The sequence below is a fragment of the Streptomyces sp. WI03-4A genome (assembly GCF_033792105.1).
Taxonomy (GTDB): domain Bacteria; phylum Actinomycetota; class Actinomycetes; order Streptomycetales; family Streptomycetaceae; genus Streptomyces; species Streptomyces collinus_A.
Window position 1 is genome coordinate 1 of the sequence record NZ_JARAUO010000003.1, and the last position, 25,116, is coordinate 25,116.

Consider the following 25,116-nt stretch of genomic DNA (forward strand, 5'->3'; position numbering starts at 1 on the left):
GAGCCGCGCGGGGCCGCGGTGGCCGCCGCCCGGGCCCGCGCCGCGGGCGTGGACTTCGGCGCGTGCCCCGCCGACCTGGGCGCGCCCGGCACCCTGACGTGCGGCACGGTGAGCGTGCCCCTGGACTACGCCCACCCCGACGGCAGGCAGATCAGACTGACCGTCAGCCGGATCCCGGCCACCCACCGGGACCCGCACAACAGCAAGCGCAAGGTGCCGCGGCAGGGCGCCCTCGTCTACAACCCGGGCGGCCCCGGCGCCTCCGGCATGGCCTTCCCGCTGATCGGCGCGCTGCCCGGGTGGCAGCGGATCGCCGCCGCCTACGACCTGATCGGCTACGCCCCGCGCGGTGTGGAGCACTCGGCGCCGCTGTCCTGCGTGGACCCCAAGCGCTTCTACCGGGCTCCCACCCAGTCCCCGACGCACCCCTCGGAGGAGTACAAGAAGCGGCGCGTCGCCGAGGCGAAGGCGTACGCGCGCGGCTGCGCCCACCGCTCGGGCGCCGGGCTGCGGTTCTACAACTCGCTCAACAACGCCCGCGACCTGGACGTCCTGCGGGCCGCGCTGGGCGAGGACCGGCTGACCTTCGTCGGCGCCTCGTACGGCACCTACTTCGGCGCGCTCTACGCGACGCTGTTCCCCTCGCACGTACGGCGGATGGTGCTGGACTCGGCGGTGGACCCGGACCCGGAGAAGGTCTGGTACCGCGACAACCTCGACCAGTCGGCCGCGTTCGAGGACCGCTGGGCGGACTTCCGGGAGTGGATCGCCCGGCACGACGACGTCTACCGGCTCGGCCGCACCGCGGCCCAGGTGCAGCGCAGTTACGACACCGCGCGCGACCGGCTGGCCCGCACAGCGGCGGGCGGGAAGGTCGGACCGGGCCAGCTGCAGGGCGTGTTCCTCACCGCCGGGTACTACGACGACCACTGGCCGAGCCGGGCCGCGGCGCTGGCGGCCTATCTGAAGGGCGACGTGAACCCGCTGGTGCGGCTGGCCGTGCCGGGCCCGGAGACGGCCGCGGCGGCCGAGAACGGCAGCGCGGTCTACACGGCCGTCGAGTGCAACGACGCGGCCTGGCCCACGGACTGGAAGGTGTGGGACCGCGACAACACCCGGCTGGCACGCGTGGCGCCCTTCGAGACCTGGGACAACGTCTGGATGAATCTGCCGTGCGCCTACTGGCCCGCCCCCCGGCAGCGGCCGCTGGACGTGCGGACAGGGCCCGGCGAGCTGCCCCCGGTGCTGATCCTGGCGGCCGAGCGGGACGCGGCCACGCCGTACGCGGGCGCGCTGGAGATGAACCGGCGGCTGGCCGGCTCGGTGCTGGTGACCGAGCGGGACGCGGGCGCGCACGGACTCGGGGGCGGCCCCAACGCGTGCGTCAACGCCCACATGGCGGCCTACCTGCTGGAGGGCCGGGTCCCGGGGCGGCGCGCGGCCTGCGCACCGCACCCGGAGCCGAGGCCCGAGACCCCGGCCGGCCACACCGCGGGACACCCCTCACGAGACTCCCTGAAGGGCAAGTCCTGAGGGACAGGCCCCGAAGGGCAGGTCCCGAGTGGCGGGTCCCGTCCGGCTAGGCCAGGCCGGCGACCAGGTCGGCGACCGACTTGCGGCGGCCGGTGTAGAACGGGATCTCCTCGCGGACGTGCCGGCGGGCCTCGGAGCCGCGCAGGTGGCGCATGAGGTCGACGATGCGGTACAGCTCGTCGGCCTCGAAGGCCAGGACCCACTCGTAGTCGCCGAGCGAGAACGAGGCGACCGTGTTGGCGCGCACGTCCGGGTAGCCGCGGGCCATCTTGCCGTGGTCGGCGAGCATGCGGCGGCGGTCCTCGTCGGGCAGCAGGTACCAGTCGTAGGAGCGCACGAAGGGGTAGACGCTCACGTAGTTGCGGGGCGTCTCGTCGGCGAGGAACGCCGGGATGTGCGAGCGGTTGAACTCGGCCGGACGGTGCAGCGCCATGTTCGACCAGACCGGCTCCAGCGCGCGGCCGAGCCGGGTGCGGCGGAAGAGGTTGTACGCCTCCTGGAGCTGGTCGGCGGTCTCCGCGTGCCACCAGATCATGAGGTCGGCGTCGGCGCGCAGACCGGAGACGTCGTAGGTCCCGCGGATCGTCACGTCCTTGGCGGCGAGCTGGTCGAACAGCTCCTGGACCTCGTCGGCGTAGCCCGCGCGGTCCTCGGGCAGCACGTCCTTCAGCTTGAAGACGGACCACAGCGTGTAGCGGATGACCTCGTTGAGGTCCTTGGCCAGCTTGCCCTTGTTCGGGATCCTGCCGGGCTCGGTGGTGGGGGCGTCGTCGCTCATGTCCCCTATTCTCCCGCTCCGCCGTGCAGACTCTGCACCGGGTGGGCGGTGAGCTCCTGCGCACCCCTGAGGTCCCCGTGGACCTGGTCGACCGCCGCGTACGCGCTCGCGATGCAGGCGGGGATGCCGACGCCGTCGAGGTGCGCGCCGCACAGGGCGAGGCCCGGCAGAGCGGCGACGTGCGCGCGGACGCGGGCCACGCGCGCGTGGTGGCCGACGGGGTACTGGGGCAGGCCGTCGGTCCAGCGGGTGACGCGGGTCGCGACGGGTTCGGCGGCCAGGCCGGTGGCCTCGCGCAGGTCGTGGCGGGAGAGGTCCACCAGGTCGGCGTCGTCGCGCCGGAGGATCTCCGTCTCGCCGTACCGGCCGACCGAGGTGCGCAGGACGAGCAGACCGGGGTCGTCGTCGGCGATCCAGCCCCACTTGTGCGAGGCGAAGGTCGACGCCTTGATGGTGTGCCCGTCGACGGGCGGCACGAGAAAGCCGCTGCCCTCGGGCAGGGCCGTCTCCGCGCGGCGGTAGGCGAGGGTGACCAGGGCCATGGAGGCGTACTCCACGGCGGCGAGCTCGGCCGCGGCGGCGGGGGACTCGGCGCGCAGCAGCGCGGCGGCGGCCGGGGCGGGGACGGCGACGATCACGGCGTCCGCCTCCAGCACGCGGTCCTGGGCGACGACGCGCCAGGTGCCGCCGTCCGCGCGGCGCAGCTCCGTCACCGGTGCCCCGGTGACGATCTCGCCGCCCCGGACCCTGACCGACTCGGCCACGGCGAGCGGCAGGCTGCCGACGCCGCCCTCGACGCCCATGAACACCGGGCCGGTCTGCCCGGCCGTGGCGGCGCGTGCCTGGATCTCGCGGACCGCCTCGGTGAGCGAGTCGTGCGTCCGCGCCGCCTGGTAGAGCTGCGGGACGGCGGAGCGCAGCGAGATGCGGTAGGCGTCGCCCGCGTAGACGCCGCCGAGCAGGGGCTCCACCAGGCGGTCGACGACCTCGCGGCCGAGCCGCGCCGCCACGTACGCGCCGACCGCCACGTCGTCGCCGACCTCGGTGCGGGGCAGGTCGGTGTCGCGCTCGATACGGGCCAGGCCCTCGTCGGACAGGACGCCGGCCAGGGCGGCGGCGGTGCCGGGCACGCCCATCACATGGCCCTTGGGCATCGGGCGCAAAGCGCCGCGGGTCCAGATCGAGGCGCTCGCGGTGGCCGGCGGCTGGAGCCGGTCCGCCAGGCCCACCTCGCGGGCGAGGGCCACGGCCTCGGGGCGGCGGGCGAGCATCGACTCGGCGCCCAGGTCGACCCGTACGCCCGCGATCTCGCCCGGCAGCAGCTTGCCGCCGACCCGTCCGGAGGCCTCCAGCACGGTCACCCGCGCACCGCTTGCGAGCAGCCGGTGAGCGGCCGCAAGACCGGCGACACCCGCTCCGACCACGACGACATGCCTGCTGCCCGTACCCCTCGTGCTCATCCCCCCACTCTCTCAGACCCCACCGCCACCACCGCGGGGACCCGGTGTCCGCGCCGAGTCCGGACCGTGACCGCATCGGGACCGGTGCCGGCCAAACGTCCCGGGCCGGCCCGGCGTCGAAGGAGCGTCATCGGTCACCGGCACCAGGGGGGCACCGCCCATGAGCACACCACGACGCACCACACGTCCCGCACGTCGCGCACCCGCCGGGCGGCCCCTCGCCGGGGTCCTGCTCGCCGCCTCCCTCGCGCTCGCCGGGTGCGGCGGCACGGACGACGCGGGCGGCGACTCCGCGAAGTCCGCTGCGGACGGCGCCGCGAGGTCGGCCGTGGAGGGCGCCGGGCGCCCGGCGGGCACGGCCGGGAACGGCCGGCCCGGCGAGGCCGGGCCCGCCCGGGCGCCGAAGCCCGTTGCGAGCGCCGTCATCCGCACCGCCTCCCTGACCGTCGAGGTCAAGGACGTGCCCGAGGCCCTGGACAAGGCACGTGCGACCGCCGAGGGCGCGGGCGGCTACGTCGGACAGGAAAGCACCACCCGGGACTCCGGCGGCCGCGAGCGGACCCGGGTGGTGCTCCGGGTGCCGACCGCGCGCTACGACGAGGCCCTCACCGCCCTCCAGGGCACCGGCAGGCTCGTCGAGCGGACGGCGAAGGCGCTGGACGTCACCGACCGGGTGGTGGACGTGGACAGCCGGATCAGGTCGCAGCGGGCGAGCGTGGCCCGCATCCGGACGCTGATGGACCGCGCGGACAAGCTGAGCGACGTCGTCACCCTGGAGGGGGAACTGAGCAGCCGGCAGGCGGACCTGGAGGCGCTGCTCGCCCGGCAGGCGTCCCTGAAGGACCGGACCGCCCTGGCGACGATCACCCTGTCGCTGTCCGGGACCCCGGCGAAGAAGGCCGCGAAGGACGGCACGCCCGGTTTCGTGGACGCGCTGTCGGGCGGCTGGCACGTCCTCGTCACGCTGCTGCGCTGGATCGCCCTGGCGCTGGGCGCCGCCCTGCCGTTCGGCGCGCTCGCCGCGCTCCTGGCCGCGCTGTGGCTGCGGGTCGTACGACCGCGGCTGCCACGCCGCCCGGTGTCCGCGCCCGCACCCGCGGCCCCCGGCCCGCTGCCGTCCGCCCCTCCCGTGGCGGACTCCTCCGGCGAGCCCGGACGGGGCTGAACGGGGCCCGGCCCGTAGCGTGTTCGTATGAGCATCCATGGTGGGCGGGGCGGCAGGGAACGGCTGGTCGTGATCGGCGGCGACGCGGCGGGGATGTCCGCGGCGTCGCAGGCGCGCCGGATGCGGGGGCCGGACGAGCTGGAGATCGTGGCGTTCGAGCGCGGGCACTTCACCTCCTACTCGGCGTGCGGGATCCCGTACTGGGTCGGCGGTGACGTGCCCGAGCGGGACCACCTGGTGGCCCGCACGCCCGAGGAGCACCGCGCGCGGGACATCGGCCTGCGGATGCGGACCGAGGTCACGGAGATCGACCTGTCGGGCGGCCGGGTACGCGCGCGTGACGTCGATTCCGGGGAGGAGTCCTGGACGTCGTACGACAAGCTCGTGATCGCCACCGGCGCCGCCCCGGTCCGTCCCGACATGCCGGGGGTGGACGCCCCCGGCGTGCACGGGGTGCAGACCCTGGACGACGGGCAGGCGCTGCTCGACACGCTGTCCGCCACGCGCGGCCGCCGGGCGGTGGTGGTCGGGGCGGGCTACATCGGGGTCGAGATGGCGGAGGCGCTGATCAACCGCGGCTTCGAGGTGACGGTCGTCAACCGCGGCAAGGAGCCCATGTCGACCCTCGACCCGGACATGGGGCGCCTGGTGCACCGGGCCGTGGAGGGCCTGGGCATCACCATGGTGAACGACACCGAGGTCACCAAGCTGCTCACCGGCGGCGACGGGCGGGTCCGCGCGGTGGCCACGGAGGACGCCGAGTACCCCGCGGACGTCGTCGTCCTCGGCATCGGGGTGCGCCCGGCGACCGGGCTCGCGCGGGCGGCCGGCCTGCCCCTCGGCGCCCGCGGCGGGCTGCTCACCGACCTGGCGATGCGGGTGCGGGGGCAGGAGAACGTGTGGGCGGGCGGCGACTGCGTCGAGGTGCTGAACCTGGTCTCGGGCCAGGAGCAGTACGTGCCGCTGGGCACCCACGCCAACAAGCACGGGCAGGTCATCGGCACCAACGTGGGCGGCGGTTACGCCACCTTCCCGGGCGTGGTCGGCACGGCGGTGAGCAAGGTGTGCGACCTGGAGATCGCCCGCACGGGGCTGCGCGAGAAGGACGCGGACCGCGTGGGCCTGCAGTACGAGACGGTCACCATCGAGTCGACCAGCCGCGCCGGTTACTACCCGGGCGCCTCCCCCATGACGGTCAAGATGCTCGCCGAACGCCGTACGGGACGTCTGCTGGGCGTGCAGATCGTCGGCAGGGAGGGGGCGGGCAAGCGCGTCGACATCGCCGCGGTGGCCCTCACGGCGGGCATGACGGTCGAACAGATGACGGCGCTCGACCTGGGCTACGCCCCGCCCTTCTCGCCCGTGTGGGACCCGGTCCTGGTGGCGGCGCGGAAGGCGACGGCGAAGGTGCGCGCGGGGTCGCGCTAGCGGGGCGCCCGCCGGCCGGCCGCGCCGGGGCGGCCGGCCGGAGCCACACCCGCGGAGTGCCGGTCAGGCGGTGCCGCTGAGCCTGGGCAGGGAGGCCACGGAGCCGGTGCCGGAGCCCGAGCCGGAGGCGCCGGAGGCGACGGCGGCGGGCTGCTCCCCGGCCGGCCTGGCGTGCGACGCCGCACCGGGCCGGACGGAGCGCAGCCGGTGGCTCACCGCCTCGTCCAGGGTCACGGGGCGCTGCATCTGGGCGGCCAGCCGGCCCGCCTCCTGGCCGAGCCGGGCGACGTCCTCCCAGGGGAGCCGTACCACCAGGGAGATCTCCGCCTCGCCGTCGGGCAGGGCGTGCATCGGAGGAGTAACTCGTTCGGTCATCGCCTGATCCTCACGTCGGTTGACGTGAAATACGCACACCTGACCGGACGCGTTCACCGATTCGCCCGCCGTATCGGGGGCAGTACTCCTGTGTGGTCATCCCCGTCCATGACGTGAACCCGGTGCGCCGCACGCCCTATGTGACGTACGCGCTGATCGCGGTCAACGTCCTCGTCTTCCTCACCACACCCGGCATAGCCGGTTCCGTGTCCGGCGGCGGCGACCTGGCGCAACTGTGCCATCTGCAGGCCTTCATGGACCGGTACGCGGCGGTCCCCAGGGAGCTGATCCACCAGGAGATGCCCCGGCTGGTGCCGACCGGCGCCGTCGGCGTCGGGGCGCACGGCCCGGGCTGTGTGGTGGCACCGCCGGGCTACCACAAGAGCCCGGTGCTGTCCGTCTTCACGGCGATGTTCCTGCACGGGGGCTGGCTGCACCTGCTGGGGAACATGCTCTTCCTGCTGATCTTCGGCAACAACGTCGAGGACCGGATGGGCCACATCCGCTACTTCCTCTTCTACGTCGTCTGCGGCTACGCGGCCGGCTACGGCTTCGCGCTGCTCAACGACGGCTCCGGCGACCCGCTGATCGGCGCGTCCGGGGCGATCGCCGGCGTCCTCGGCGCCTATCTGGTGCTGTATCCGAGGGCCAGGGTCTGGGTGCTCGTCCCGTTCCTGGTGTTCCTGCCGCTGCGGCTGCCCGCCTGGCTGGTGCTGGGCTTCTGGTTCGGGCTCCAGGCGGTGTACTCCTCCGGGCACGGTGTCTCCGGCACCGGGACGGTGGCCTACGCGGCCCATGTGGTGGGCTTCGTGGCGGGCATGCTGCTGGCCTGGCCGCTCAAGCCCGGCACCCCGCCCCCGCCGGAGCCGCGCCGCCTGCTGTTCGGCAGGCAGGCCCGGCCCCGTCAGGTGTGGTGAGCGGGCGCGCTCAGCGGGCGCTGTGCGTGTGGACGTAGTCCACGAGGCGGGTGAGCGCGTCGGGGTCGGTGTTCGGCATGACGCCGTGGCCGAGGTTGAAGACGTGGCCCTCGAGACCGGCGGCCGCGTCCAGCACCTCGCGGGCCCGGGCCTCGACGGTGTCCTTGTCGGTGAACAGGACGGTCGGGTCGAGGTTGCCCTGGAGCGCCTTGCCGGGGCCGACGCGGCGCACCGCCTCGTCCAGCGGGACGCGCCAGTCGACGCCGACGACGTCCGCGCCGGCCTCGCCCATGAGCCCGAGCAGTTCTCCGGTGCCCACGCCGAAGTGGATGCGCGGCACGCCGTAGCCGGCGACGGCGTCGAAGACCTTCGCCGAGGCGGCCATCACGGAGCGGCGGTAGTCGGCCGGGGCCAGCGCGCCGACCCAGGAGTCGAAGAGCTGGACGGCGGAGGCGCCCGCCTCGATCTGCACCTTGAGGAAGGCGGCCGTGATGTCGGCGAGGCGGTCCAGCAGGTCGGCCCACAGCTCGGGGTCGCCGTACATCATCGCCTTGGCGTTCTCGTACGTGCGGGACGGGCCGCCCTCGACGAGGTAGCTCGCGAGGGTGAAGGGCGCGCCGGCGAAGCCGATCAGCGGGGTGGCGCCCAGCTCGCGGGTGAGCATGCCGATGGCCTCGGTGACGTAGGTGACGTCCTCGGGGGTGAGGTCGCGCAGCCGGGCGAGGTCGGCGCGGGTGCGGATCGGCTGTTCGACGACCGGGCCGACGCCGGGCTTGATGTCGAGGTCGAGGCCGATGGCCTTGAGCGGGACGACGATGTCGCTGAAGTAGATCGCCGCGTCCACGTCGTGGCGCCGCACCGGCTGCAGCGTGATCTCGGTGACCAGTTCGGGCCGCATGCAGGATTCCAGCATGGGGATGCCCTCGCGCACCTTGCGGTACTCCGGAAGCGAACGGCCGGCCTGGCGCATGAACCACACGGGCGTGTGCGGCACGGGCTCGCGCCTGCACGCCTTGAGGAAGGCGCTGTCGTACGTCGCTGTCGGCTGCTTGCCCGTAGGGGTGTCGTTCGCGGTCACGGGGCCAGTCTCGCACGACGCCGGGGCGCGCCTTTCGGCCCGGCCCGGGCGGGGCGGGAAACGGCGCGGGGTGTCTAGCTCAGCACCGGGCACCGCTTCCCCTTACCCTTCCCGCATGGCTGCGGCTCAGGGACGAATGTCGGACAGCGCTGACGGAACGGACGACGCGAAGGACAGCGGGGAGGAGGACCGCCACTCCAGTACCTCGGGTCCGCCGGCTTTCCGGGCCGCGGTCGAGGCCCTGCGCGGCTGCCGGCTGCGGCCGCAGATCGAGGTGGAGCCGACGCCCGCCCCGCAGCGGCTCGCTCCGTTCGCTTACGCGCTGGAGGCCGTGGTGGTCGACGGCGACCAGGATCTGGCCGACGGCCGGCTGGTGCTGCTGCACGACCCGGCGGGGCACGACGCCTGGCACGGGACCTTCCGGCTGGTGACGCTGGTACGCGCGGAGCTGGAGCCGGAGATGGCGGCCGATCCGCTGCTGCCCGAGGTGTGCTGGTCGTGGCTGACCGGCGCGCTCCAGTCGCGCGGGCTGACGTACGGCGAGCCGAGCGGGACGGTCACGCGGGCGAGTTCGCACTACTTCGGCGGTCTGTCGGAGCGGCCGCCCGCCTCGCAGATCGAGATCCGCGCCTCCTGGACGCCCCGCGAGGGTCTGGGCGGGGTCCCCGACACCGCGGCCCACCTGGCGTCCTGGTGCGATCTGCTGGCGCAGGTCGGCGGGCTGCCGCCGGCGGGCCCGGGCGAGGCATCGGTGGTCACCCTGCCGCAGCGCAGGGGTCCGCAGTCCCGGTGACGCGGTCCCGGATCGTTCCTCGGTAACCCTCCCGGATGCCCTGTTGACCATCTCTTTGTCGATACGGCCACTTTCCGAACCCGAATGACATCAGCCCGAACCGACTCGATCTTCGGATGATCGATCGCGTGTCCGAATTGCACGGATTGTTACTCACTAGATCGTGATCATTCCCTAAAGGAGGACGGGTTTGCTGCCGAAGACGACTGTGACCTTCAAAGCACGGTTCGTCCCGGCTTCATCCCCACAAGCCGGCCCCGTCCCCCCACCCCAGGAGGCCTGGTGTCCGTTCTCCTCGAGCAGCCCGCAAGCCTGGTCGCCTACCGCCCGAACAAGCCCACCGCCATGGTGGTCGTGGCCGACCCGCGCGTCCGCTCCACCGTCACCCGCCATCTGTGGGCGCTCGGTGTGCGCGACGTCATCGAGGCCTCGTCCGTCGCGGAGGCTCGTCCCCGCATCGGCAACCCCCGTGACATCTGCGTCGCCGACGTCCACCTGCCCGACGGTTCCGGACTGACCCTGCTGTCCGAGACCCGCGCCGCGGGCTGGCCCAACGGGCTGGCCCTCTCCGCCGCCGACGACATCGGCGCCGTGCGCAACGCCCTCGCGGGCGGCGTCAAGGGCTACGTCGTCACCGGCACCCGGACCAACATCGGGCTCCCCGCCCGGCCGGGCGCCTCCCCCCTCGGCGCCGCCTCGCGGATGCACCGCCGCCCCCCGGGTGCCCCGAGCCACCCGGGCGGCTACCGGGAGCTGTCCGGCCGCGAGGTCGAGGTGCTGCGACTGGTCGCGGAAGGCCAGTCGAACAAGGCGATCGGCGTCTCGATGGGCCTGTCGGCCCTGACCGTCAAGAGCCACCTCGCCCGCATCGCGCGCAAGCTCGGCACGGGCGACCGGGCCGGCATGGTCGCCGTGGCCCTGCGCACCGGAATCATCCACTGACCGCCCCGACCGAACTGCGCCTTCCCTCTTTTTGACCGCCCCCTGCGACCCTTGCCCTCCCGCGATCCCTGACCTCACCGAGCCCCCGCGCGGCCGCACCGGCCGGGCCGCCGGCGGAAGGAACGGTTCACTCATGTGAACCCGTGGTTTCACCGCCTTGACTGGTTTACGACCCCCCGGTGCCCGTCGACGGAACGTTCCGTCGACGGGCGCTGTCCACTCACGGATACCCTTGACAGGTGACCGACGCCCAAGACACCGCAGCAGACAGTTCCCTGCGCACTCCCGGAGGCACCCCTCCGGACGACGCCGGGTCTTCTGTGACCGGGGCGCCGACTCCCCTGCTCGAACCCCGCGAGGGCGTTCCGCCGGTGATCGCCGACGCCACCGCCCTCGCCGAGGTGGTCTCCGCCTTCGCCGCCGGCAGCGGCCCCGTCGCCGTGGACGCCGAGCGCGCCTCCGGCTACCGCTACGGCCAGCGCGCCTATCTGGTGCAGCTGCGCCGCGAGGGCGCCGGCACCGCGCTGATCGACCCGGTCGCCTGCCCCGACCTGTCGGGCCTCGGCGCGGCGCTGTCCGGCGTCGAGTGGGACCTGCACGCCGCGACCCAGGACCTGCCGTGCCTGCGCGAGATAGGCATGGTGCCGGACGTCCTGTTCGACACCGAGCTGGCCGGCCGGCTCGCCGGCTTCCCGCGCGTCGGTCTCGGCGCCATGGTCGAGAGCGTCCTCGGCTTCGTGCTGGAGAAGGGGCACTCCGCCGTCGACTGGTCCACCCGGCCGCTGCCCGAGCCGTGGCTGCGGTACGCGGCCCTCGACGTCGAGCTGCTGGTCGACCTGCGGGACGCCCTGGAGAAGGAGCTGGACCGGCAGGGCAAGCTGGAGTGGGCGCACCAGGAGTTCGACGCGATCGCGTCCGCGCCGCCCGCCGAGCCCCGCAAGGACCCGTGGCGCCGCACATCCGGCATGCACAAGGTGCGCCGGCGCCGGCAGCTCGCCGTCGTGCGGGAGCTGTGGGAGACCCGGGACCGCATCGCGCAGCGACGCGACGTGTCGCCGGGCAAGGTGCTGAGCGACGCGGCGATCGTGGAGGCGGCGCTCGCGCTGCCGTCCAGCGTGCACGCGCTGTCGGCGCTGAACGGTTTCGGGCACCGGACCGGGCGGCGGCAGCTCGAGCAGTGGCAGTCGGCGGTCGACCGGGCGAGGGCCCTGCCCGACACCTCGCTGCCCATGCCCGGGCAGCCCGTCACCGGCCCGCCGCCGCCCCGCGCGTGGGCGGACAAGGACCCCGCGGCGGCGGCCCGGCTGTCGGCCGCGCGGGCCGGGGTCTCGGCGCTGGCCGAGCGGCTGAGCATGCCGCAGGAGAATCTGATCTCCCCCGACACCGTGCGCCGGGTCTGCTGGGAGCCGCCCGCGGCCACCGACGTGGCCGCCGCGCTGGCGGGCTACGGCGCCCGGCCGTGGCAGATCGACCTGGTGACGCCCGTGCTGGCGGCGGCGCTGTCCGCGAAGAGCGCCTGAGCGGAGCGCCCGAGGCGGTCCGCGGAAGCGGAACGGGAGCGTCGAGATCGCGCCAAGATCCTGGGGTCCCGTCGGCGGGTGCCGAGGTGCCCCGCGGATGTGACCTTCGCCGCTCCCCCCGGCAGGACTGTGCAGCTACGTTACTCATAAGTAGCATGGGGCCTGAGCGCGCGCTCAGCGTTGCGCGGCAGTGCCATCCCGCACCCTGGAGGAGAGCCATCGTGCCTCGTACCGTCAGGGACGTCGTCTTCGTCGACGGCGTCCGCACCCCGTTCGGCAAGGCGGGCCCGAAGGGCATCTACCACGAGACCCGCGCCGACGACCTCGTCGTGAAGGCGATCCGGGAGCTGCTGCGCCGCAACCCCGGTCTGGACCCGAAGAAGATCGACGAGGTCGCCATCGCCGCGACCACCCAGATCGGTGACCAGGGCCTGACCCTCGGCCGCACGGCCGGCATCCTCGCGGGCCTCCCGCAGTCCGTCCCGGGCTACTCGATCGACCGCATGTGCGCCGGCGCCCTGACCGCCGTGACCACCACCGCCGGTTCGATCGCCTTCGGCGCCTACGACGCCGTCATCGCCGGTGGCGTCGAGCACATGGGCCGCCACCCGATGGGCGAGGGCGTGGACCCCAACCCGCGGTTCGTGAGCGAGAAGCTGGTCGACGAGTCCGCCCTGTTCATGGGCATGACGGCGGAGAACCTGCACGACCGCTACCCGCACATCACCAAGCTGCGCGCCGACGAGTACGCGGTGCGCTCGCAGGAGAAGGCCGCCAAGGCGTACGCCAACGGCAAGATCCAGCAGGACCTGGTGCCGATCTCGGTGCGCCGCACCAACCCCGAGGCCGGCGAGACCGGCTGGGGCCTGGTCACGGCCGACGAGCCGATGCGCCCGGGCACCACCCTGGAGAACCTCTCGGGCCTGAAGACCCCGTTCCGTGTGCACGGCCGGGTCACCGCCGGCAACGCGGCCGGCCTGAACGACGGCGCCACCGCCTCGATCATCGCGTCCGAGGACTTCGCCCGCGAGAACGACCTGCCGGTCAAGATGCGCCTGGTCTCCTACGCCTTCGCCGGCGTGGAGCCCGAGGTCATGGGCTACGGCCCGATCCCGGCCACGGAGAAGGCCCTCGCCAAGGCGGGCCTGTCCATCTCCGACATCGGCCTGTTCGAGGTCAACGAGGCCTTCGCCATCCAGGTCCTCGCGTTCCTCGACCACTACGGCATCGCGGACGACGACGCGCGCGTCAACCAGTACGGCGGCGCGATCGCCTTCGGTCACCCGCTGGCCTCCTCCGGCGTCCGGCTGATGACGCAGCTGGCCCGCCAGTTCGAGGAGCAGCCGCAGGTCCGCTACGGCCTGACCACCATGTGCGTCGGCTTCGGCATGGGCGCGACGGTCATCTGGGAGAACCCGCACTTCGACGGAGGCGACAAGTGAGCACCACCGCTGAACTCCTGAAGGGCGCGGCCGAGCTGTTCCCGGACGAGGTCGTCACGCAGGCGCACGTGCGCCACCTCGACCTGCCGTTCGGTGCCGGGCGGTTCGCCCTGATCACGCTGGACAACGGCCTGGACCACACCAAGCCGACCACCTTCGGCCCGCAGTCGCTGGCGAACCTCAACGCCGCCGTCGACCAGGTCGAGAAGGAGGCGGCCGAGGGCACCGTCGTCGGCGCCGGTGTCACCGGCAAGCCGTTCATCTTCGCGGTGGGCGCCGACCTCAAGGGCGTCGAGCTGCTGAAGAAGCACGAGGACGCGCTGGCCATCGGCAAGGGCGGCCACGAGGTCTTCAAGCGCCTCGCGGGCCTCGCGGTCCCGACCTTCGCGTACTACAACGGCGCGGCCATGGGCGGCGGCGTCGAGGTCGGCCTGCACTGCACCTACCGGACCGTCTCCAAGGCGATCCCGGCGTTCTCCCTGCCCGAGGTCTTCCTCGGTCTGGTCCCGGGCTGGGGCGGCTGCACGATCCTGCCGAACCTGATCGGCGCCGAGAAGGCCGTCTCGGTCATCATCGAGAACAGCCTGAACCAGAACAAGCAGCTCAAGGGGCAGCAGGTCTTCGACCTGGGCATCGCCGACGCGCTCTTCGAGGGCGCCGACTTCCTCGAGCAGTCGCTGATCTGGACCGCCCAGGTCCTCAACGGCGACGTCAAGGTCGAGCGTCCGGCCATCGACCGCGGCGAGGGCTGGGACCAGGCCGTCGCCAAGGGCCGCTTCGTCGCCGACTCCAAGGTGCACGGTGCCGCCCCGGCCGCCTACCGCGCCCTGGACATCATCGCGGCCGCCAAGAACGGCGACCTGCAGCAGGGTTTCGACGCCGAGGACCAGGCGCTCGCCGACCTGATCATGGGCGGCGAACTGCGCTCCGGTATCTACGCGTTCAACCTGGTGCAGAAGCGCGGCAAGCGTCCCGCGGGCGCCCCGGACAAGAACCTGGCCCGCCCGGTCACCAAGGTCGGTGTCGTCGGCGCCGGTCTGATGGCCTCCCAGCTCGCGCTGCTCTTCCTGCGCCGCCTCGAGGTGCCGGTCGTCCTGACCGACATCGACCATGAGCGCGTCGACAAGGGTGTGGGCTACGTCCACGCCGAGATCGACAAGCTGCTCGGCAAGGGCCGGATCAACCAGGACAAGGCCAACCGCCTCAAGGCGCTGGTGACCGGTGTCCTGGACAAGGCCGAGGGCTTCTCGGACGCCGACTTCGTGATCGAGGCGGTCTTCGAGGAGATCGGCGTCAAGCAGCAGGTGTTCGCGGAGGTCGAGGCGGTCGCCCCGGCGCACGCGATCTTCGCCACCAACACCTCCTCGCTGTCGGTGACGGAGATGGCGTCGAAGCTGAAGAACCCCGAGCGGGTCGTCGGCTTCCACTTCTTCAACCCCGTCGCGATCCTGCCGCTGCTGGAGATCGTCCGCGGCGAGAAGACCGACGACGCCTCGCTGGCCACGGCCTTCGCCGTCGCCAAGAAGCTGAAGAAGACCGCGGTCCTCACCAAGGACGCTCCGGCGTTCGTCGTGAACCGCATCCTGACCCGCTTCATGGGCGAGATCCAGAACGTGATCGACGAGGGCACCCCGGTCGAGGTCGCCGAGAAGGCGATCGAGCCGCTCGGCCTGCCGATGTCCCCGCTGGTCCTGCTGGAGCTGGTCGGCCCGGCGATCGGCCTGCACGTCTCGGAGACCCTCAACCGGGCCTTCCCGGACCGCTTCACGGTCTCCCCGAACCTGGCGGCCGTCGTCAAGGCCGGCAAGCGCGGCTTCTACGTCTACGACAGCGGCAAGCCGGAGCTGGACCCGGAGGTCGCCGCGCTGCTGAAGCAGGGCGACACCGTCCTGACCGAGGAGCAGGTCCGCGACCGTGTCCTCGACGCCGTCGCCCAGGAGATCGGGCTCATGCTCGACGAGGGTGTCGTCGCCGAGGCGCAGGACATCGACCTCTGCCTGATCACGGGCGCCGGCTGGCCCTTCCACCTGGGCGGCATCACGCCGTACCTGGACCGCGAGGGCGTCTCGGAGCGCGTGAACGGCAAGAAGTTCCTGGCCCCGGGCGTGGCGAGCGTCCCGGCGTAACCCGTTCCGTACGGTCGAACGGTGCCCGGCACACCCCTGGTGTGCCGGGCACCGGCGTGTCAGGGGGCGGCCCGGTGGGCGTCCTCGACGTGGACGACGTGCAGTTCGCTGCCGTCCCGGTCGCGCTTGGACCGTCCGTGGATGCCGACGGCCAGGTGCGAGGGCTCCTCGGGCTCGTCGGAGGCGACGTAGGTGACGACGTCCGGGTGATGGCCCGTCACCAGCCAGCCCTCGTCGCCCTTGAGTTCGAGCACCCGGAAGTCGCCCGCCGGGCCGCCCACGCTCACGGGGCCGTACTCGCGCAGGATGCCGGTGGCCCGGTCCGCGAGGTCCCCCTCGCCCTCCTCCAGCACCACACAGGTGCCGTGCTCGAAGAGCACCCAGGACTTCCCGGATCCGCTGAGGAGGCGCCGCCAGGCGCCGATGAGTGTCTCGATGTCCACGGCGGCATCATCGCGCACTCAGATCTCCCGCCACGCCTCCAGGGCCAGACCCGGCTCCGACTTGCGGCGAGTGAGCAGGAGTTGTCCGGTCGAGGGTGACATCGTTGCCGCGACCACCCGGTCGTCCTCGTCCGTGGTCAGGCACACCGAGGCGTCCACCGGCAGGCGCGGGCCGGACTCGGCCCACCAGGCGCCCGCCGACTCCTGCTCGGTGGGGTAGGCGGCGAAGGCGACCCGGCCGCTCTCCGAACGCTGGGCCAGCAGCGTGCAGTCGTGGCCGTCCAGCTCGCAGCGGACCGCCGCGACCGGGCCGGGGCCGGCCGCCGGGAGCAGGGTGGCGGGCTTGCCGCCCGGCCGCCAGGCGCACAGGTCGCCCGTGTCGTCGGTGTAGAAGACCGTGGTGCTGTCCGGGGAGGTGGCCAGCGCGTGCAGGGTGCCGGGACGGGCCCCGGTCCCCAGAACCTCCTGGAGGACCGGCAGGGCGCCGGGCTCCTCCTGACGCCAGTGCAGGACGGTCCCCCGGGCGGCCGCGTACAGCTCGACCCGGCCGGACTCCCCCGTCACCGCCGCGAGACCGTCCCGGAGCTCCCCGCCCTTCAGGTCCCGCCAGGGCTCCCAGCCGCCCTTCTCCTTCTGCGCGAGCAGGCTCACCCCGCCGCCGCCCGCGCGGACGAAGACGTGGGCGCGGCCCTGCGCGTCCACGGCCACGGCGGGGGTGCCGGTGCGCTCGCCGCTCTTGTCCGGGTGGCCGATCGGGTTCCAGTCCAGCGCGGCGAGGTGCGGGCGGAAGTGGGTGGAGTGCACCAGGCCCGACTCGCCCTTCTTGGTGGGCCGCCAGGCGACCAGGTGGGCGTAGCCGTCGGCGCCCCGGCCGATGCCGCCCACGGGGTGGAGCCGCTGGTCGCCGCCCACCGTGCGCGGGTCCGTCCAGGGGCCGCCCGGGCCGCGCTCCGACCGGCACAGGACGGCGTCGCCGGAGAGCCGGTAGACACTGAGCCGGCCGTCACGGCCGCGCAGGAGCCAGTCGCCGTTCACCGGTTCACTCTAAGCCGCCGTCAGATGACCGCTGCCTCCGGGCCTCCGGGCCGCCGTCCCGGGGCCGCAGCCGTGGGATCCTTGGGCCCATGGACGCCCCCTACGGCCCCCCGGAAACGGACGGCCCGCTGCTCGTGATCGTCGACGGCGCCAACGTGGTCGGGTCCCGGCCCGACGGCTGGTGGCGGGACCGCAGGGGCGCGGCGGGGCGACTGCGGGACCGGCTGGCCGCCGAGGGGCTGCCGGGCCGGGCCGGGCCCGTGGAGATCGTGCTCGTCCTCGAGGGAGCGGCACGCGGGGTCCCGTCCGTGCCGGGGGTACGGGTGGAGGAGGCGCCCGGCAGCGGAGACGACCGGATCGTGGAGCTGGCCGCCGGGAACACCCACCGGGCCCGTCTCGTGGTCACGGCCGACCGCGAACTGCGGCGCCGGGTGACCGACCTGGGCGCGGACGTGACCGGGCCGCGCGCGGTCCTCGGCTGAGCGTGCGGACCGCCCTGCCACGTGGCCGGCGCCACGATCAGGGTGAGGACGCCGGCCACTGCGACGGCCCCGAGAGCGGTTCCGGCGACCGCGCTCCCCATGCGGCCGGTGCCCTGGCGGGCGTAGTGGATGCCGGCGAGGCCGAAGGTGAGGGCGGCCGGGCGCGGTCGGTGCGGCCATGGGATCCCCCTGCATGGAACGCGCTCGAATCGCTGTCGCGAGCCCAACAGTGGCGCCACCCGGCGCCACGGCCGACTCCGGCTCAGCCGTGCGGAGTCCGGGCGTAGAGCACTGCCCCGTCCACGGTCCCCACCTCCTCGTACCGCGTGTCCAGCAGCCGGCGCAGGCTCGGCACGCGGTCGGGGGCGTACGGCCTGCCCCGGGAGTCGTCGACGACCAGGGTGGGGGCGTGGGCGGCCATCTCCGCGCGGAAGACCGGCCAGGCGCCCCGGACCGCGTACGCCTCACCGACCTGGGGACCGTCGCGGCCGCCGCTGTAGTTGGTCAGCAGGCCCGCGGTGAGGTAGCGGGTGGCGGGGGTGCGGCCGGCCAGCCAGTACGTCTCGGGGTGCATGCCCCACACCAGGACCCGGTCGGTGGGCGCGGTGCGCTGGGCCAGCGCGGCGGCGAGGCGCTGGGCGTGGGCGAGTTCGGGGCGCGGCGCGAACAGGCCCCAGGTCAGGAACAGGGCGCAGCAGCCGGCCGAGGTGAGGACGGCGGCCGTCAGCCGTTCCCGGGGCAGGAGCCGCAGCGCGGCCGTGGCCAGCAGGGCGGCGGGCGGGGTGAGTTGCAGGTAGTAGTGGCCGAAGAAGTGGAAGCCGGCGGCGACGGCGACGGCCGAGGCGGCGAGCCACAGCCACAGGTCGGCCGCCGCCCGGGCGGTGCGCAGTGTCCGCAGCACCGGCGGGAGCAGCCCCGCGCAGGCCACGGCGAGGATGGCGGTGTTGCCCAGGCACCGGCCGAGGACGTGGAGTTCGGAGCCGGTGAAGGAGGCGTAGGCGGCGGAGCCGGTGACCGTCCAGAACAGGAAGCCGGCCGGGTCCGTGGCCAGGGCCGCGCAGCCGACCGGCAGGGCGAACCCGGCCGCGAGCCCCACCGCGCCCGCGCGCGGGGTGCCGGCGCGGTGCAGCAGCCACGCCACCGGCAGCAGCACCGCGCCGCCGGTCTGCTTGGCGAGGAAGGCGCAGGCGACGGCCGCCCCCGCGGCCGCCCAGCGGCCGCGGTCCGCGCACCACAGGGCGGCGGCCGTGCACGGCAGTATGAACACCTCGAACGTGGCGGCCTGCGCGTCCTCCGGGTTGAGCCCGACCGAGACCAGCAGGTACAGCACCCCGGCGGTGCGGCCCGCGGTGTCGCCCCAGCGGCGCCGGGCCAGCGAGGCCAGCAGCACGGCCGTCAGCGCCTGCGCCAGCACCGCCAGCACCCGGACGGGGGCGAGCGAGCCGGAGCCGCAGAGCGCGAACACGGCCTCGTACAGCCAGGGCACCAGCGGGGGCTTGCGGTCCACGACGGTCTCGTACAGGTGCCCGCCCTGGGCGAGCAGCCGCGCCTGCACGGCGAGGTAGCCCTCGTCGGGGTTCCACAGCGGCCGGACGAAGGACGGGATCCGGGTGACGCAGGCCAGGGCCGCCAGGGCGGGCAGCAGCCGCGCCCAGTACGCCGTCCGGGTGACCTGGGCCGGTACGGGGGCGAGCGGGACGGCGAGCATGGTCTGCACGCTATCCGGCCCCGCGTTCCCGCCCGGGGCAGGACATACGGGGCCGGAGCGGTGAACGGAGGGTCAGCGCGTGTTTCCGGGCGGCGGGCCGGGCACCTCGCCCGCCGGCGCCTCGTCCCGCCGGGCGAGGCGGCTGTGCGTGCGGCCGTAGGAGAAGTAGACGACGAGGCCGATCAGCATCCAGACGGCGAACCGGATCCAGGTCTCGGCGGGCAGGTTCAGCATCAGCCACAGGGTGGCGCACACGGACACGATGGGCAGGAAGGGCACCCACGGGGTGCGGAAGGCGCGGGGCAGGTCGGGTCGCGTCCTGCGCAGGATGATCACGCTGATCGCGACCACGACGAACGCGAACAGGGTGCCGATGTTCACCAGCTCGGCCAGTTCGCTCAGGCTGGTGAAGCCGGCGACGACCGCGATGATCACACCCAGCAGGATGGTCGGCCGGTGCGGGGTCTTGAACCGGGGGTGGACCCGGGAGAAGAAGCGCGGCAGCAGTCCGTCGCGGCTCATCGCGAAGAAGACCCGGGTCTGGCCCAGCAGCAGGATCAGGCACACCGTGATCAGGCCGACGGCGGCGCCGAAACTGATGACGCCGGCGTACCAGGGGTGCCCGATGGCCTTGAAGGCGTCGGCCAGCGGCGCCTCCACCGACAGCCGGGTGTACTTCTCCATGCCGGTGACGACGATGGAGACGGCGACGTAGAGCACGGTGCAGATGAGCAGCGAGCCGAGGATGCCGCGGGGCATGTCCCGCTGCGGGTTGCGGGTCTCCTCGGCGGCCGTGGCGACGATGTCGAAGCCGATGAACGCGAAGAACACCACCGAGGCGGCGGTGAAGATGCCCATGACACCGAAGTTGGCCGGTGCCCAGCCGAACATGAGCTGGACGAGCGGTGCCTTGAGGCTGCCGCCCGCCGGCACCGGCTGCGGGTGCGGGACGAACGGCCTGTAGTTCTCGCCGCGGACGAAGAAGGCGCCCGCGATGATCACGATGAGGACGACGGCCACCTTGATGGCGACGACGATCGAGGTGATCCGGGCGGACAGCTTCATGCCGAGGACGAGGATCACGGTGAGCACCAGCACCAGGGCGGCGGCGAGGATGTCGAAGCCGAAGCCGTGCGCCCCGTCCCGGCCCGCGAGGTAGTCGGGCAGGTGCCAGCCGGCGTTGTCCAGCAGGGAGCGGATGTAGCCGGACCAGCCGACCGCGACCACCGCCGTGCCCAGCGCGAACTCCAGGACCAGGTCCCAGCCGATGATCCAGGCGGGCATCTCGCCGAGCGAGGCGTAGGAGAAGGTGTACGCCGAGCCGGCCACGGGGACCGTGGAGGCGAACTCGGCGTAGCACAGGGCGGCGAGCGCGCAGACCACGCCGGCCGCGACGAAGGCCAGGGACACCGCCGGGCCGGCGTTGTTCTTGGCCACCTGTCCGGTGAGGACGAAGATGCCGGTGCCGATGATGACGCCGACGCCGAAGACGGTCAGGTCGAGGGCGGAGAGGGACTTCTTGAGCGAGTGCTCGGGTTCCTCGGTGTCCCGGATGGACTGCTCGACGTTCTTCGTCCTGAAGAGCGTGCTCACGTGCCTACCTCCCACGCTTGTCGTCCTCGACATGATCGAGAGGGCCGGGGTTGCGTATGCCCCGGCAATGGCAGGTTCACGCAGGCGGGCCGGTTCCGCCACCGCAGAACGGGGCGGAACCGGCCCGTGGGACCGTGTTTCGGCTAGTCGCGGGCGGGCTCCACGGAGTCGACCGTGTCGGCCGTACGGTCGAACCGGCCGTCCAGCCTGGAGACGAGCCCGGTGACCTGGCGGGCGATGTCGGGGGCGGTCAGCCCGATCTCGGCCATGACCTCGGCACGCGAGGCGTGGTCGAGGAAGCGCGGCGGGATGCCGAAGTCGCGCAGCGGCACGTCCACGCCCGCGTCCCGCAGGGCCTGGGCGATCGCGGAGCCGACACCGCCGACGCGGCTGTTGTCCTCGACCGTGACGACGACCCGGTGCCGCTCGGCCAGCGGGGCCATCGCCTCGTCGACGGGCTTGACCCAGCGCGGGTCGACGACGGTGGTGGAGATGCCCTGCCGGTCGAGCAGGCCGGCGATCTCCAGGCACATCGGGGCGAGGGCGCCCACGGAGACCAGCAGCACGTCCGGCCTGTCGGTGCCGGGCTCGCGCAGCACGTCCATGCCGCCGACGCGGCCCACGGCCGGGACGGCGGGGCCCACGGCGCCCTTGGAGAACCGGACCACGGTCGGCGCGTCCTCGACGGCGACGGCCTCGCGCAGCTGCGCCCTCACCTGGTCGGCGTCGCGCGGCGCGGCGAGCCGCAGTCCCGGCACGACCTGGAGGATCGACATGTCCCACATGCCGTTGTGGGAGGCGCCGTCGGTGCCGGTGACACCGGCCCGGTCCAGCACGAAGGTCACCCCGCACTTGTGCAGGGCCACGTCCATCAGCACCTGGTCGAAGGCGCGGTTGAGGAAGGTGGCGTACACGGCGAAGACGGGGTGGACGCCGGCGTGGGCGAGGCCCGCCGCGGAGACCGCGCCGTGCTGCTCGGCGATGCCGACGTCGTAGACCCGGTCGGGGAAGCGCTTGGCGAACCGGTCGAGGCCGACCGGCTGGAGCATGGCCGCGGTGATGGCGACGACGTCGTCGCGCTCCTCGCCCAGCTTGACCATCTCGTCGCCGAAGACGGAGGTCCAGTCGGCGCCGGAGGAGGCGATCGGCAGGCCGGTGTCGGGGTGGATCTTGCCGACGGCGTGGAAGCGGTCGGCCTCGTCCTGCAGGGCGGGCTGGTAGCCGCGGCCCTTCTCGGTCAGGCAGTGCACGATGACCGGGCCGCCGAACCGTTTGGCCCGGGCCAGCGCCGACTCCAGCGCCTCGATGTCGTGCCCGTCGATCGGGCCGACGTACTTCAGGCCGAGGTCCTCGAACATGCCCTGCGGGGCGATGAAGTCCTTGAGCCCCTTCTTGGCGCCGTGCAGGGTCTCGTACAGCGGCTTACCCACGACCGGGGTGCGGTCGAGGATCTCCTTGGTCCGGGTCAGGAAGCGCTCGTAGCCGTCGGTCGTGCGCAGGGTGGCCAGGTGGTTGGCCAGGCCACCGATGGTCGGGGCGTAGGAGCGCTCGTTGTCGTTGACGACGATGACGAGCGGACGGTCCTTGGCCTCGGCGATGTTGTTCAGCGCCTCCCAGGCCATGCCGCCGGTCAGCGCGCCGTCACCGATGACGGCGACGACGTGGCTGTCCCGCTCCTTGAGCTGGTTGGCCTTGGCGATGCCGTCGGCCCAGCCGAGGACCGTGGAGGCGTGGCTGTTCTCGATGACGTCGTGCTCGGACTCGGCCTGCGAGGGGTAGCCGGACAGGCCGCCCTTCATCTTCAGGCGGGAGAAGTCCTGGCGGCCGGTGAGCAGCTTGTGCACGTAGGACTGGTGACCGGTGTCGAAGAGCACCTTGTCCCTGGGGGACTCGAAGACGCGGTGCAGGGCGATGGTGAGCTCGACCACGCCCAGGTTGGGCCCGAGGTGGCCGCCGGTCTTGGAGACGGCGTCGACGAGGAAGGTCCGGATCTCCCCTGCCAGCTGGTCCAGCTCCTCCAGGCTGAGCCGGTCCAGATCGCGCGGTCCCCTGATGCGGGTCAGCAGCGGCACCCGTGCCTCCTTGCAGTAGAGCTGATCGAGCTGTTGCCGGGCTTGTCGAGTCTAATGTTCCGTGTTTGCGGGACACGACAGTGCCCGGCACCTTTCGGGCGCCGGGCACTGTTCCTGCCGCGGGATCGCTACGCGCGACCTGCGGTCTTCTGGGTCTTGCGGGTGATGGAGTCGATGACCACGGTGGTCAGCAGCACCGCCGCGGTGATCATGTACTTCACCGGCTCGGCGATGGACTCGAGCTGCAGGCCGTACTGGATCGACACGATGACCAGCACGCCGAGCAGGGCGTTCCAGGTGCGGCCGCGGCCGCCGAAGAGCGACGTACCACCGATGACGGCCGCGGCGATCGCGTTCATCAGCAGGTCACCGGTACCGGCGCTCTGGTTGGCGGAGGCGATCTTCGAGGCCAGGAACAGACCGCCGATCGCCGCGAAGCCACCGGAGATGGCGAACACGGAGATGCGCACCGCGGTGACGTTGATGCCCGCGCGGCGGGACGCCTCGACGCTGCCGCCGAGCGCGAAGATCTTGCGGCCGTACGGAGTGCGGCGCAGCACGAAGTCGGTGGCGACCAGGAAGGCGAGGAAGATCACCGTGGCCAGCGGCAGGCCCTTGTACTGGTTGTACATGTAGGCGCCCGCGAAGGAGATCACGGCGAGCAGCACGGTGCGCAGGATCGTGTCGCTCAGCGGCCGGGACGGGACACCCGCGGCCTCGCGGCGGCGGTTGCCCAGGAAGGAGCTGGCGAAGAACGCGGCGACCACGACGACGGCCAGGCCGTAGGCGGCGCCGACGTCCGTGAAGGTGTAGGTGGTCAGCTTGCCGATCAGACCGTCGCTGTCGAGGTTGATCGTGCCGTCCTCGCCCAGCACCTTCAGCATGAAGCCGAGCCAGAACAGCAGGCCGGCCAGAGTCACGGCGAAGGCGGGGGCGCCGAGCACCGCGAAGAAGAAGCCGTGCAGGGCGCCGATGGCGGCACCGACGGCGATCGCCACGAGCACGGCCAGCCACTCGGGCCAGCCCTGGTTCACGGTGAGGACGGCCGCGAGGGCGCTGGCCGCGCCGCTGACCGAGCCGACCGACAGGTCGATCTCACCGAGCAGCAGCACGAAGACGATGCCGACGGAGATCATTCCCGTGCCGACCATCGTGACCGTGATGTTGCTGATGTTCTGCGCCGAGAGGAACTCGGAGTTCAGCACCTGGAAGATCACGCAGATGATCGCCAGGCCGAGGATGACCGGCAGGGAGCCCAGCTCACCGGCCTTCATCTTGCGCTTGAACTCGGTCCAGTAGCCCATCAGGCCCTGCTCGCGGACCAGCAGGCGCGGGTCCACGGCGGTGACCGCGGCGGCCGCGGCCTCCGGGTTCACGACGGGCGCGTCCGGGGTCTCGCCCACGTTCGCGGAGGTCTTGTCGATGCTCACTTGGAAACCTCCCCGTTCGTGCGCGCCGCACGGCGGGTCACGGCGTTGTCGGTGGCGCCCGTGATGGCGGAGATGATCTCCTCCTGCGAGGTCGTCTTGACCTCGAAGACGCCGTTGTTGCGGCCGAGGCGCAGCACGGCGACCTTGTCGGCCACCGCCTTCACGTCCGCCATGTTGTGACTGATGAGGATGACGGCGTGACCGCGCTCGCGCAGTCGCTCCACGAGGTCGAGGACCTGGGCGGTCTGCTCGACGCCGAGGGCGGCGGTGGGCTCGTCGAGGATGACCAGCTTGGGGTCGCCGAGCATCGAGCGGGCGATGGCCACGGTCTGCCGCTGACCGCCGGAGAGCGAGGCGATCGGGATGCGGACGCTGGGGATGCGGATCGACAGCGTGGTGAGCAGCTCGCGGGCGCGGCGCTCCATCTCGACCTCGTCCAGGACGCCCCACTTCCTCAGCTCACGGCCGAGGAACAGGTTGCCGACGACGTCGATGTTGTCGCACAGCGCGAGGTCCTGGTAGACCGTCGCGATGCCCAGGGACTGGGCGTCGTGCGGCCGGCTGATCGACACCGCCTTGCCGTCCCATTCGATGGCGCCCTCATCGATGGGGTGCACGCCGGCGATCGTCTTGACCAGCGTGGACTTTCCGGCGCCGTTGTCGCCCACCAGGGCGACCACCTCACCGGCGTGGACCTCAAGCTCTACGTCGGTGAGCGCCTGGACGGCACCGAATCGCTTGGAGACCCCGCGCAACGCCAGCACGGGCGTAGCGGACACGTGAACCATCTCCTTCG

At 72.9% G+C, this 25,116-nt stretch carries 21 protein-coding genes; 10 read left to right on the top strand and 11 right to left on the bottom strand.

Annotation, left to right across the window (positions count from 1 at the left end):
- Window positions 1–1,533: alpha/beta hydrolase (locus tag PV343_RS04960; RefSeq protein WP_319145531.1), on the top strand; the 1,533-nt coding region annotated here is incomplete at its 5' end.
- Window positions 1,534–1,579: 46 nt separating this feature from the next.
- Here PV343_RS04960 and hemQ read toward each other — a convergent pair.
- Complete coding sequence (hemQ, locus tag PV343_RS04965) at window positions 1,580–2,311, bottom strand: hydrogen peroxide-dependent heme synthase (RefSeq protein ID WP_319145532.1); 732 nt, start codon at window positions 2,309–2,311, stop codon at window positions 1,580–1,582.
- A gap of 5 nt (window positions 2,312–2,316) precedes the next feature.
- On the bottom strand, window positions 2,317–3,771 hold the full coding sequence (gene hemG / locus PV343_RS04970; protein ID WP_319145533.1) for a protoporphyrinogen oxidase: 1,455 nt from the start codon (window positions 3,769–3,771) through the stop codon (window positions 2,317–2,319).
- 160 nt (window positions 3,772–3,931) lie between these two features.
- Here hemG and PV343_RS04975 point away from each other — a divergent pair, with 160 nt between their 5' ends.
- Entirely contained in the window at window positions 3,932–4,936 is a 1,005-nt protein-coding gene (locus PV343_RS04975) for a DUF4349 domain-containing protein (protein WP_319145534.1), read from the top strand.
- A gap of 27 nt (window positions 4,937–4,963) precedes the next feature.
- Window positions 4,964–6,364, top strand: coding sequence for an FAD-dependent oxidoreductase (locus PV343_RS04980; RefSeq protein ID WP_319145535.1), 1,401 nt, complete (start codon window positions 4,964–4,966; stop codon window positions 6,362–6,364).
- Between the two features lie 63 nt (window positions 6,365–6,427).
- Here the strand turns inward: PV343_RS04980 and PV343_RS04985 are convergent, their stop codons facing one another.
- A complete protein-coding gene (locus tag PV343_RS04985; RefSeq protein WP_319145536.1) occupies window positions 6,428–6,739 on the bottom strand; it encodes a hypothetical protein in 312 nt (103 codons plus the stop codon).
- Between the two features lie 92 nt (window positions 6,740–6,831).
- Here PV343_RS04985 and PV343_RS04990 point away from each other — a divergent pair, with 92 nt between their 5' ends.
- Window positions 6,832–7,656 carry a rhomboid family intramembrane serine protease gene (locus tag PV343_RS04990; RefSeq protein ID WP_319145537.1) on the top strand — a complete coding sequence of 275 codons (825 nt, stop codon included), beginning with the start codon at window positions 6,832–6,834 and terminating at the stop codon, window positions 7,654–7,656.
- 10 nt (window positions 7,657–7,666) lie between these two features.
- Here PV343_RS04990 and hemE read toward each other — a convergent pair whose 3' ends face one another.
- Window positions 7,667–8,734: a uroporphyrinogen decarboxylase gene (gene hemE, locus PV343_RS04995; protein WP_319145538.1), complete on the bottom strand. Its 1,068-nt coding sequence runs from the start codon at window positions 8,732–8,734 to the stop codon at window positions 7,667–7,669.
- A 115-nt stretch (window positions 8,735–8,849) separates the two neighbouring features.
- On the opposite strand from hemE, the gene PV343_RS05000 reads away from it, so the two are divergent.
- From PV343_RS05000 to PV343_RS05020, 5 genes are all read left to right on the top strand, one after another.
- Window positions 8,850–9,527, top strand: coding sequence for a DUF3000 domain-containing protein (locus tag PV343_RS05000; protein ID WP_319145539.1), 678 nt, complete (start codon window positions 8,850–8,852; stop codon window positions 9,525–9,527).
- Window positions 9,528–9,809: 282 nt separating this feature from the next.
- Window positions 9,810–10,469 carry a helix-turn-helix transcriptional regulator gene (locus PV343_RS05005; protein WP_319145540.1) on the top strand — a complete coding sequence of 220 codons (660 nt, stop codon included), beginning with the start codon at window positions 9,810–9,812 and terminating at the stop codon, window positions 10,467–10,469.
- 239 nt (window positions 10,470–10,708) lie between these two features.
- Window positions 10,709–11,989, top strand: a complete 1,281-nt coding sequence (locus tag PV343_RS05010; RefSeq protein WP_319145541.1) for a ribonuclease D — start codon at window positions 10,709–10,711, stop codon at window positions 11,987–11,989.
- A 221-nt stretch (window positions 11,990–12,210) separates the two neighbouring features.
- Window positions 12,211–13,431, top strand: coding sequence for a thiolase family protein (locus PV343_RS05015; RefSeq protein WP_319145542.1), 1,221 nt, complete (start codon window positions 12,211–12,213; stop codon window positions 13,429–13,431).
- Window positions 13,428–15,557, top strand: coding sequence for a 3-hydroxyacyl-CoA dehydrogenase NAD-binding domain-containing protein (locus tag PV343_RS05020; protein WP_319145543.1), 2,130 nt, complete (start codon window positions 13,428–13,430; stop codon window positions 15,555–15,557). Before PV343_RS05015 ends, PV343_RS05020 begins: the two co-directional genes overlap by 4 nt.
- A gap of 59 nt (window positions 15,558–15,616) precedes the next feature.
- On the opposite strand, the gene PV343_RS05025 is transcribed toward PV343_RS05020, so the two are convergent.
- Entirely contained in the window at window positions 15,617–16,000 is a 384-nt protein-coding gene (locus tag PV343_RS05025; protein ID WP_319145544.1) for a hypothetical protein, read from the bottom strand.
- A gap of 18 nt (window positions 16,001–16,018) precedes the next feature.
- Window positions 16,019–17,035 carry a hypothetical protein gene (locus PV343_RS05030; RefSeq protein ID WP_319145545.1) on the bottom strand — a complete coding sequence of 339 codons (1,017 nt, stop codon included), beginning with the start codon at window positions 17,033–17,035 and terminating at the stop codon, window positions 16,019–16,021.
- 89 nt (window positions 17,036–17,124) lie between these two features.
- Between PV343_RS05030 and PV343_RS05035 the strand changes: the two genes are divergently transcribed.
- A complete protein-coding gene (locus PV343_RS05035; protein ID WP_319145546.1) occupies window positions 17,125–17,517 on the top strand; it encodes an NTP pyrophosphohydrolase in 393 nt (130 codons plus the stop codon).
- 262 nt (window positions 17,518–17,779) lie between these two features.
- Here PV343_RS05035 and PV343_RS05040 read toward each other — a convergent pair whose 3' ends face one another.
- From PV343_RS05040 to PV343_RS05060, 5 genes are all read right to left on the bottom strand, one after another.
- On the bottom strand, window positions 17,780–19,225 hold the full coding sequence (locus PV343_RS05040; RefSeq protein WP_319145547.1) for an ArnT family glycosyltransferase: 1,446 nt from the start codon (window positions 19,223–19,225) through the stop codon (window positions 17,780–17,782).
- 72 nt (window positions 19,226–19,297) lie between these two features.
- Entirely contained in the window at window positions 19,298–20,818 is a 1,521-nt protein-coding gene (locus tag PV343_RS05045) for an amino acid permease (RefSeq protein WP_319145548.1), read from the bottom strand.
- Window positions 20,819–20,961: 143 nt separating this feature from the next.
- Window positions 20,962–22,890 (bottom strand): 1-deoxy-D-xylulose-5-phosphate synthase, encoded by a 1,929-nt coding sequence (dxs, locus tag PV343_RS05050; protein WP_319145549.1) that lies wholly within the window; start codon window positions 22,888–22,890, stop codon window positions 20,962–20,964.
- A 128-nt stretch (window positions 22,891–23,018) separates the two neighbouring features.
- On the bottom strand, window positions 23,019–24,320 hold the full coding sequence (locus PV343_RS05055; protein ID WP_319145550.1) for a sugar ABC transporter permease: 1,302 nt from the start codon (window positions 24,318–24,320) through the stop codon (window positions 23,019–23,021).
- Window positions 24,317–25,108 (bottom strand): ATP-binding cassette domain-containing protein, encoded by a 792-nt coding sequence (locus PV343_RS05060; protein ID WP_166662671.1) that lies wholly within the window; start codon window positions 25,106–25,108, stop codon window positions 24,317–24,319. The genes PV343_RS05055 and PV343_RS05060 overlap by 4 nt, the downstream gene beginning before the upstream one ends.
- Between the last annotated feature and the right edge of the window lie 8 nt (window positions 25,109–25,116).

Excerpts from the sequence above, each read along its gene's own strand:
- hemQ (WP_319145532.1), bottom strand. The coding sequence starts at position 2,311 with ATGAGCGACGACGCCCCCACCACCGAGCCCGGCAGGATCCCGAACAAG.
- hemG (WP_319145533.1), bottom strand. The coding sequence starts at position 3,771 with ATGAGCACGAGGGGTACGGGCAGCAGGCATGTCGTCGTGGTCGGAGCG.
- PV343_RS04975 (WP_319145534.1), top strand. The coding sequence starts at position 3,932 with ATGAGCACACCACGACGCACCACACGTCCCGCACGTCGCGCACCCGCC.
- PV343_RS04980 (WP_319145535.1), top strand. The coding sequence starts at position 4,964 with ATGAGCATCCATGGTGGGCGGGGCGGCAGGGAACGGCTGGTCGTGATC.
- PV343_RS04985 (WP_319145536.1), bottom strand. The coding sequence starts at position 6,739 with ATGACCGAACGAGTTACTCCTCCGATGCACGCCCTGCCCGACGGCGAG.
- PV343_RS05000 (WP_319145539.1), top strand. The coding sequence starts at position 8,850 with ATGGCTGCGGCTCAGGGACGAATGTCGGACAGCGCTGACGGAACGGAC.
- PV343_RS05035 (WP_319145546.1), top strand. The coding sequence starts at position 17,125 with ATGGACGCCCCCTACGGCCCCCCGGAAACGGACGGCCCGCTGCTCGTG.
- PV343_RS05040 (WP_319145547.1), bottom strand. The coding sequence starts at position 19,225 with ATGCTCGCCGTCCCGCTCGCCCCCGTACCGGCCCAGGTCACCCGGACG.
- PV343_RS05060 (WP_166662671.1), bottom strand. The coding sequence starts at position 25,108 with ATGGTTCACGTGTCCGCTACGCCCGTGCTGGCGTTGCGCGGGGTCTCC.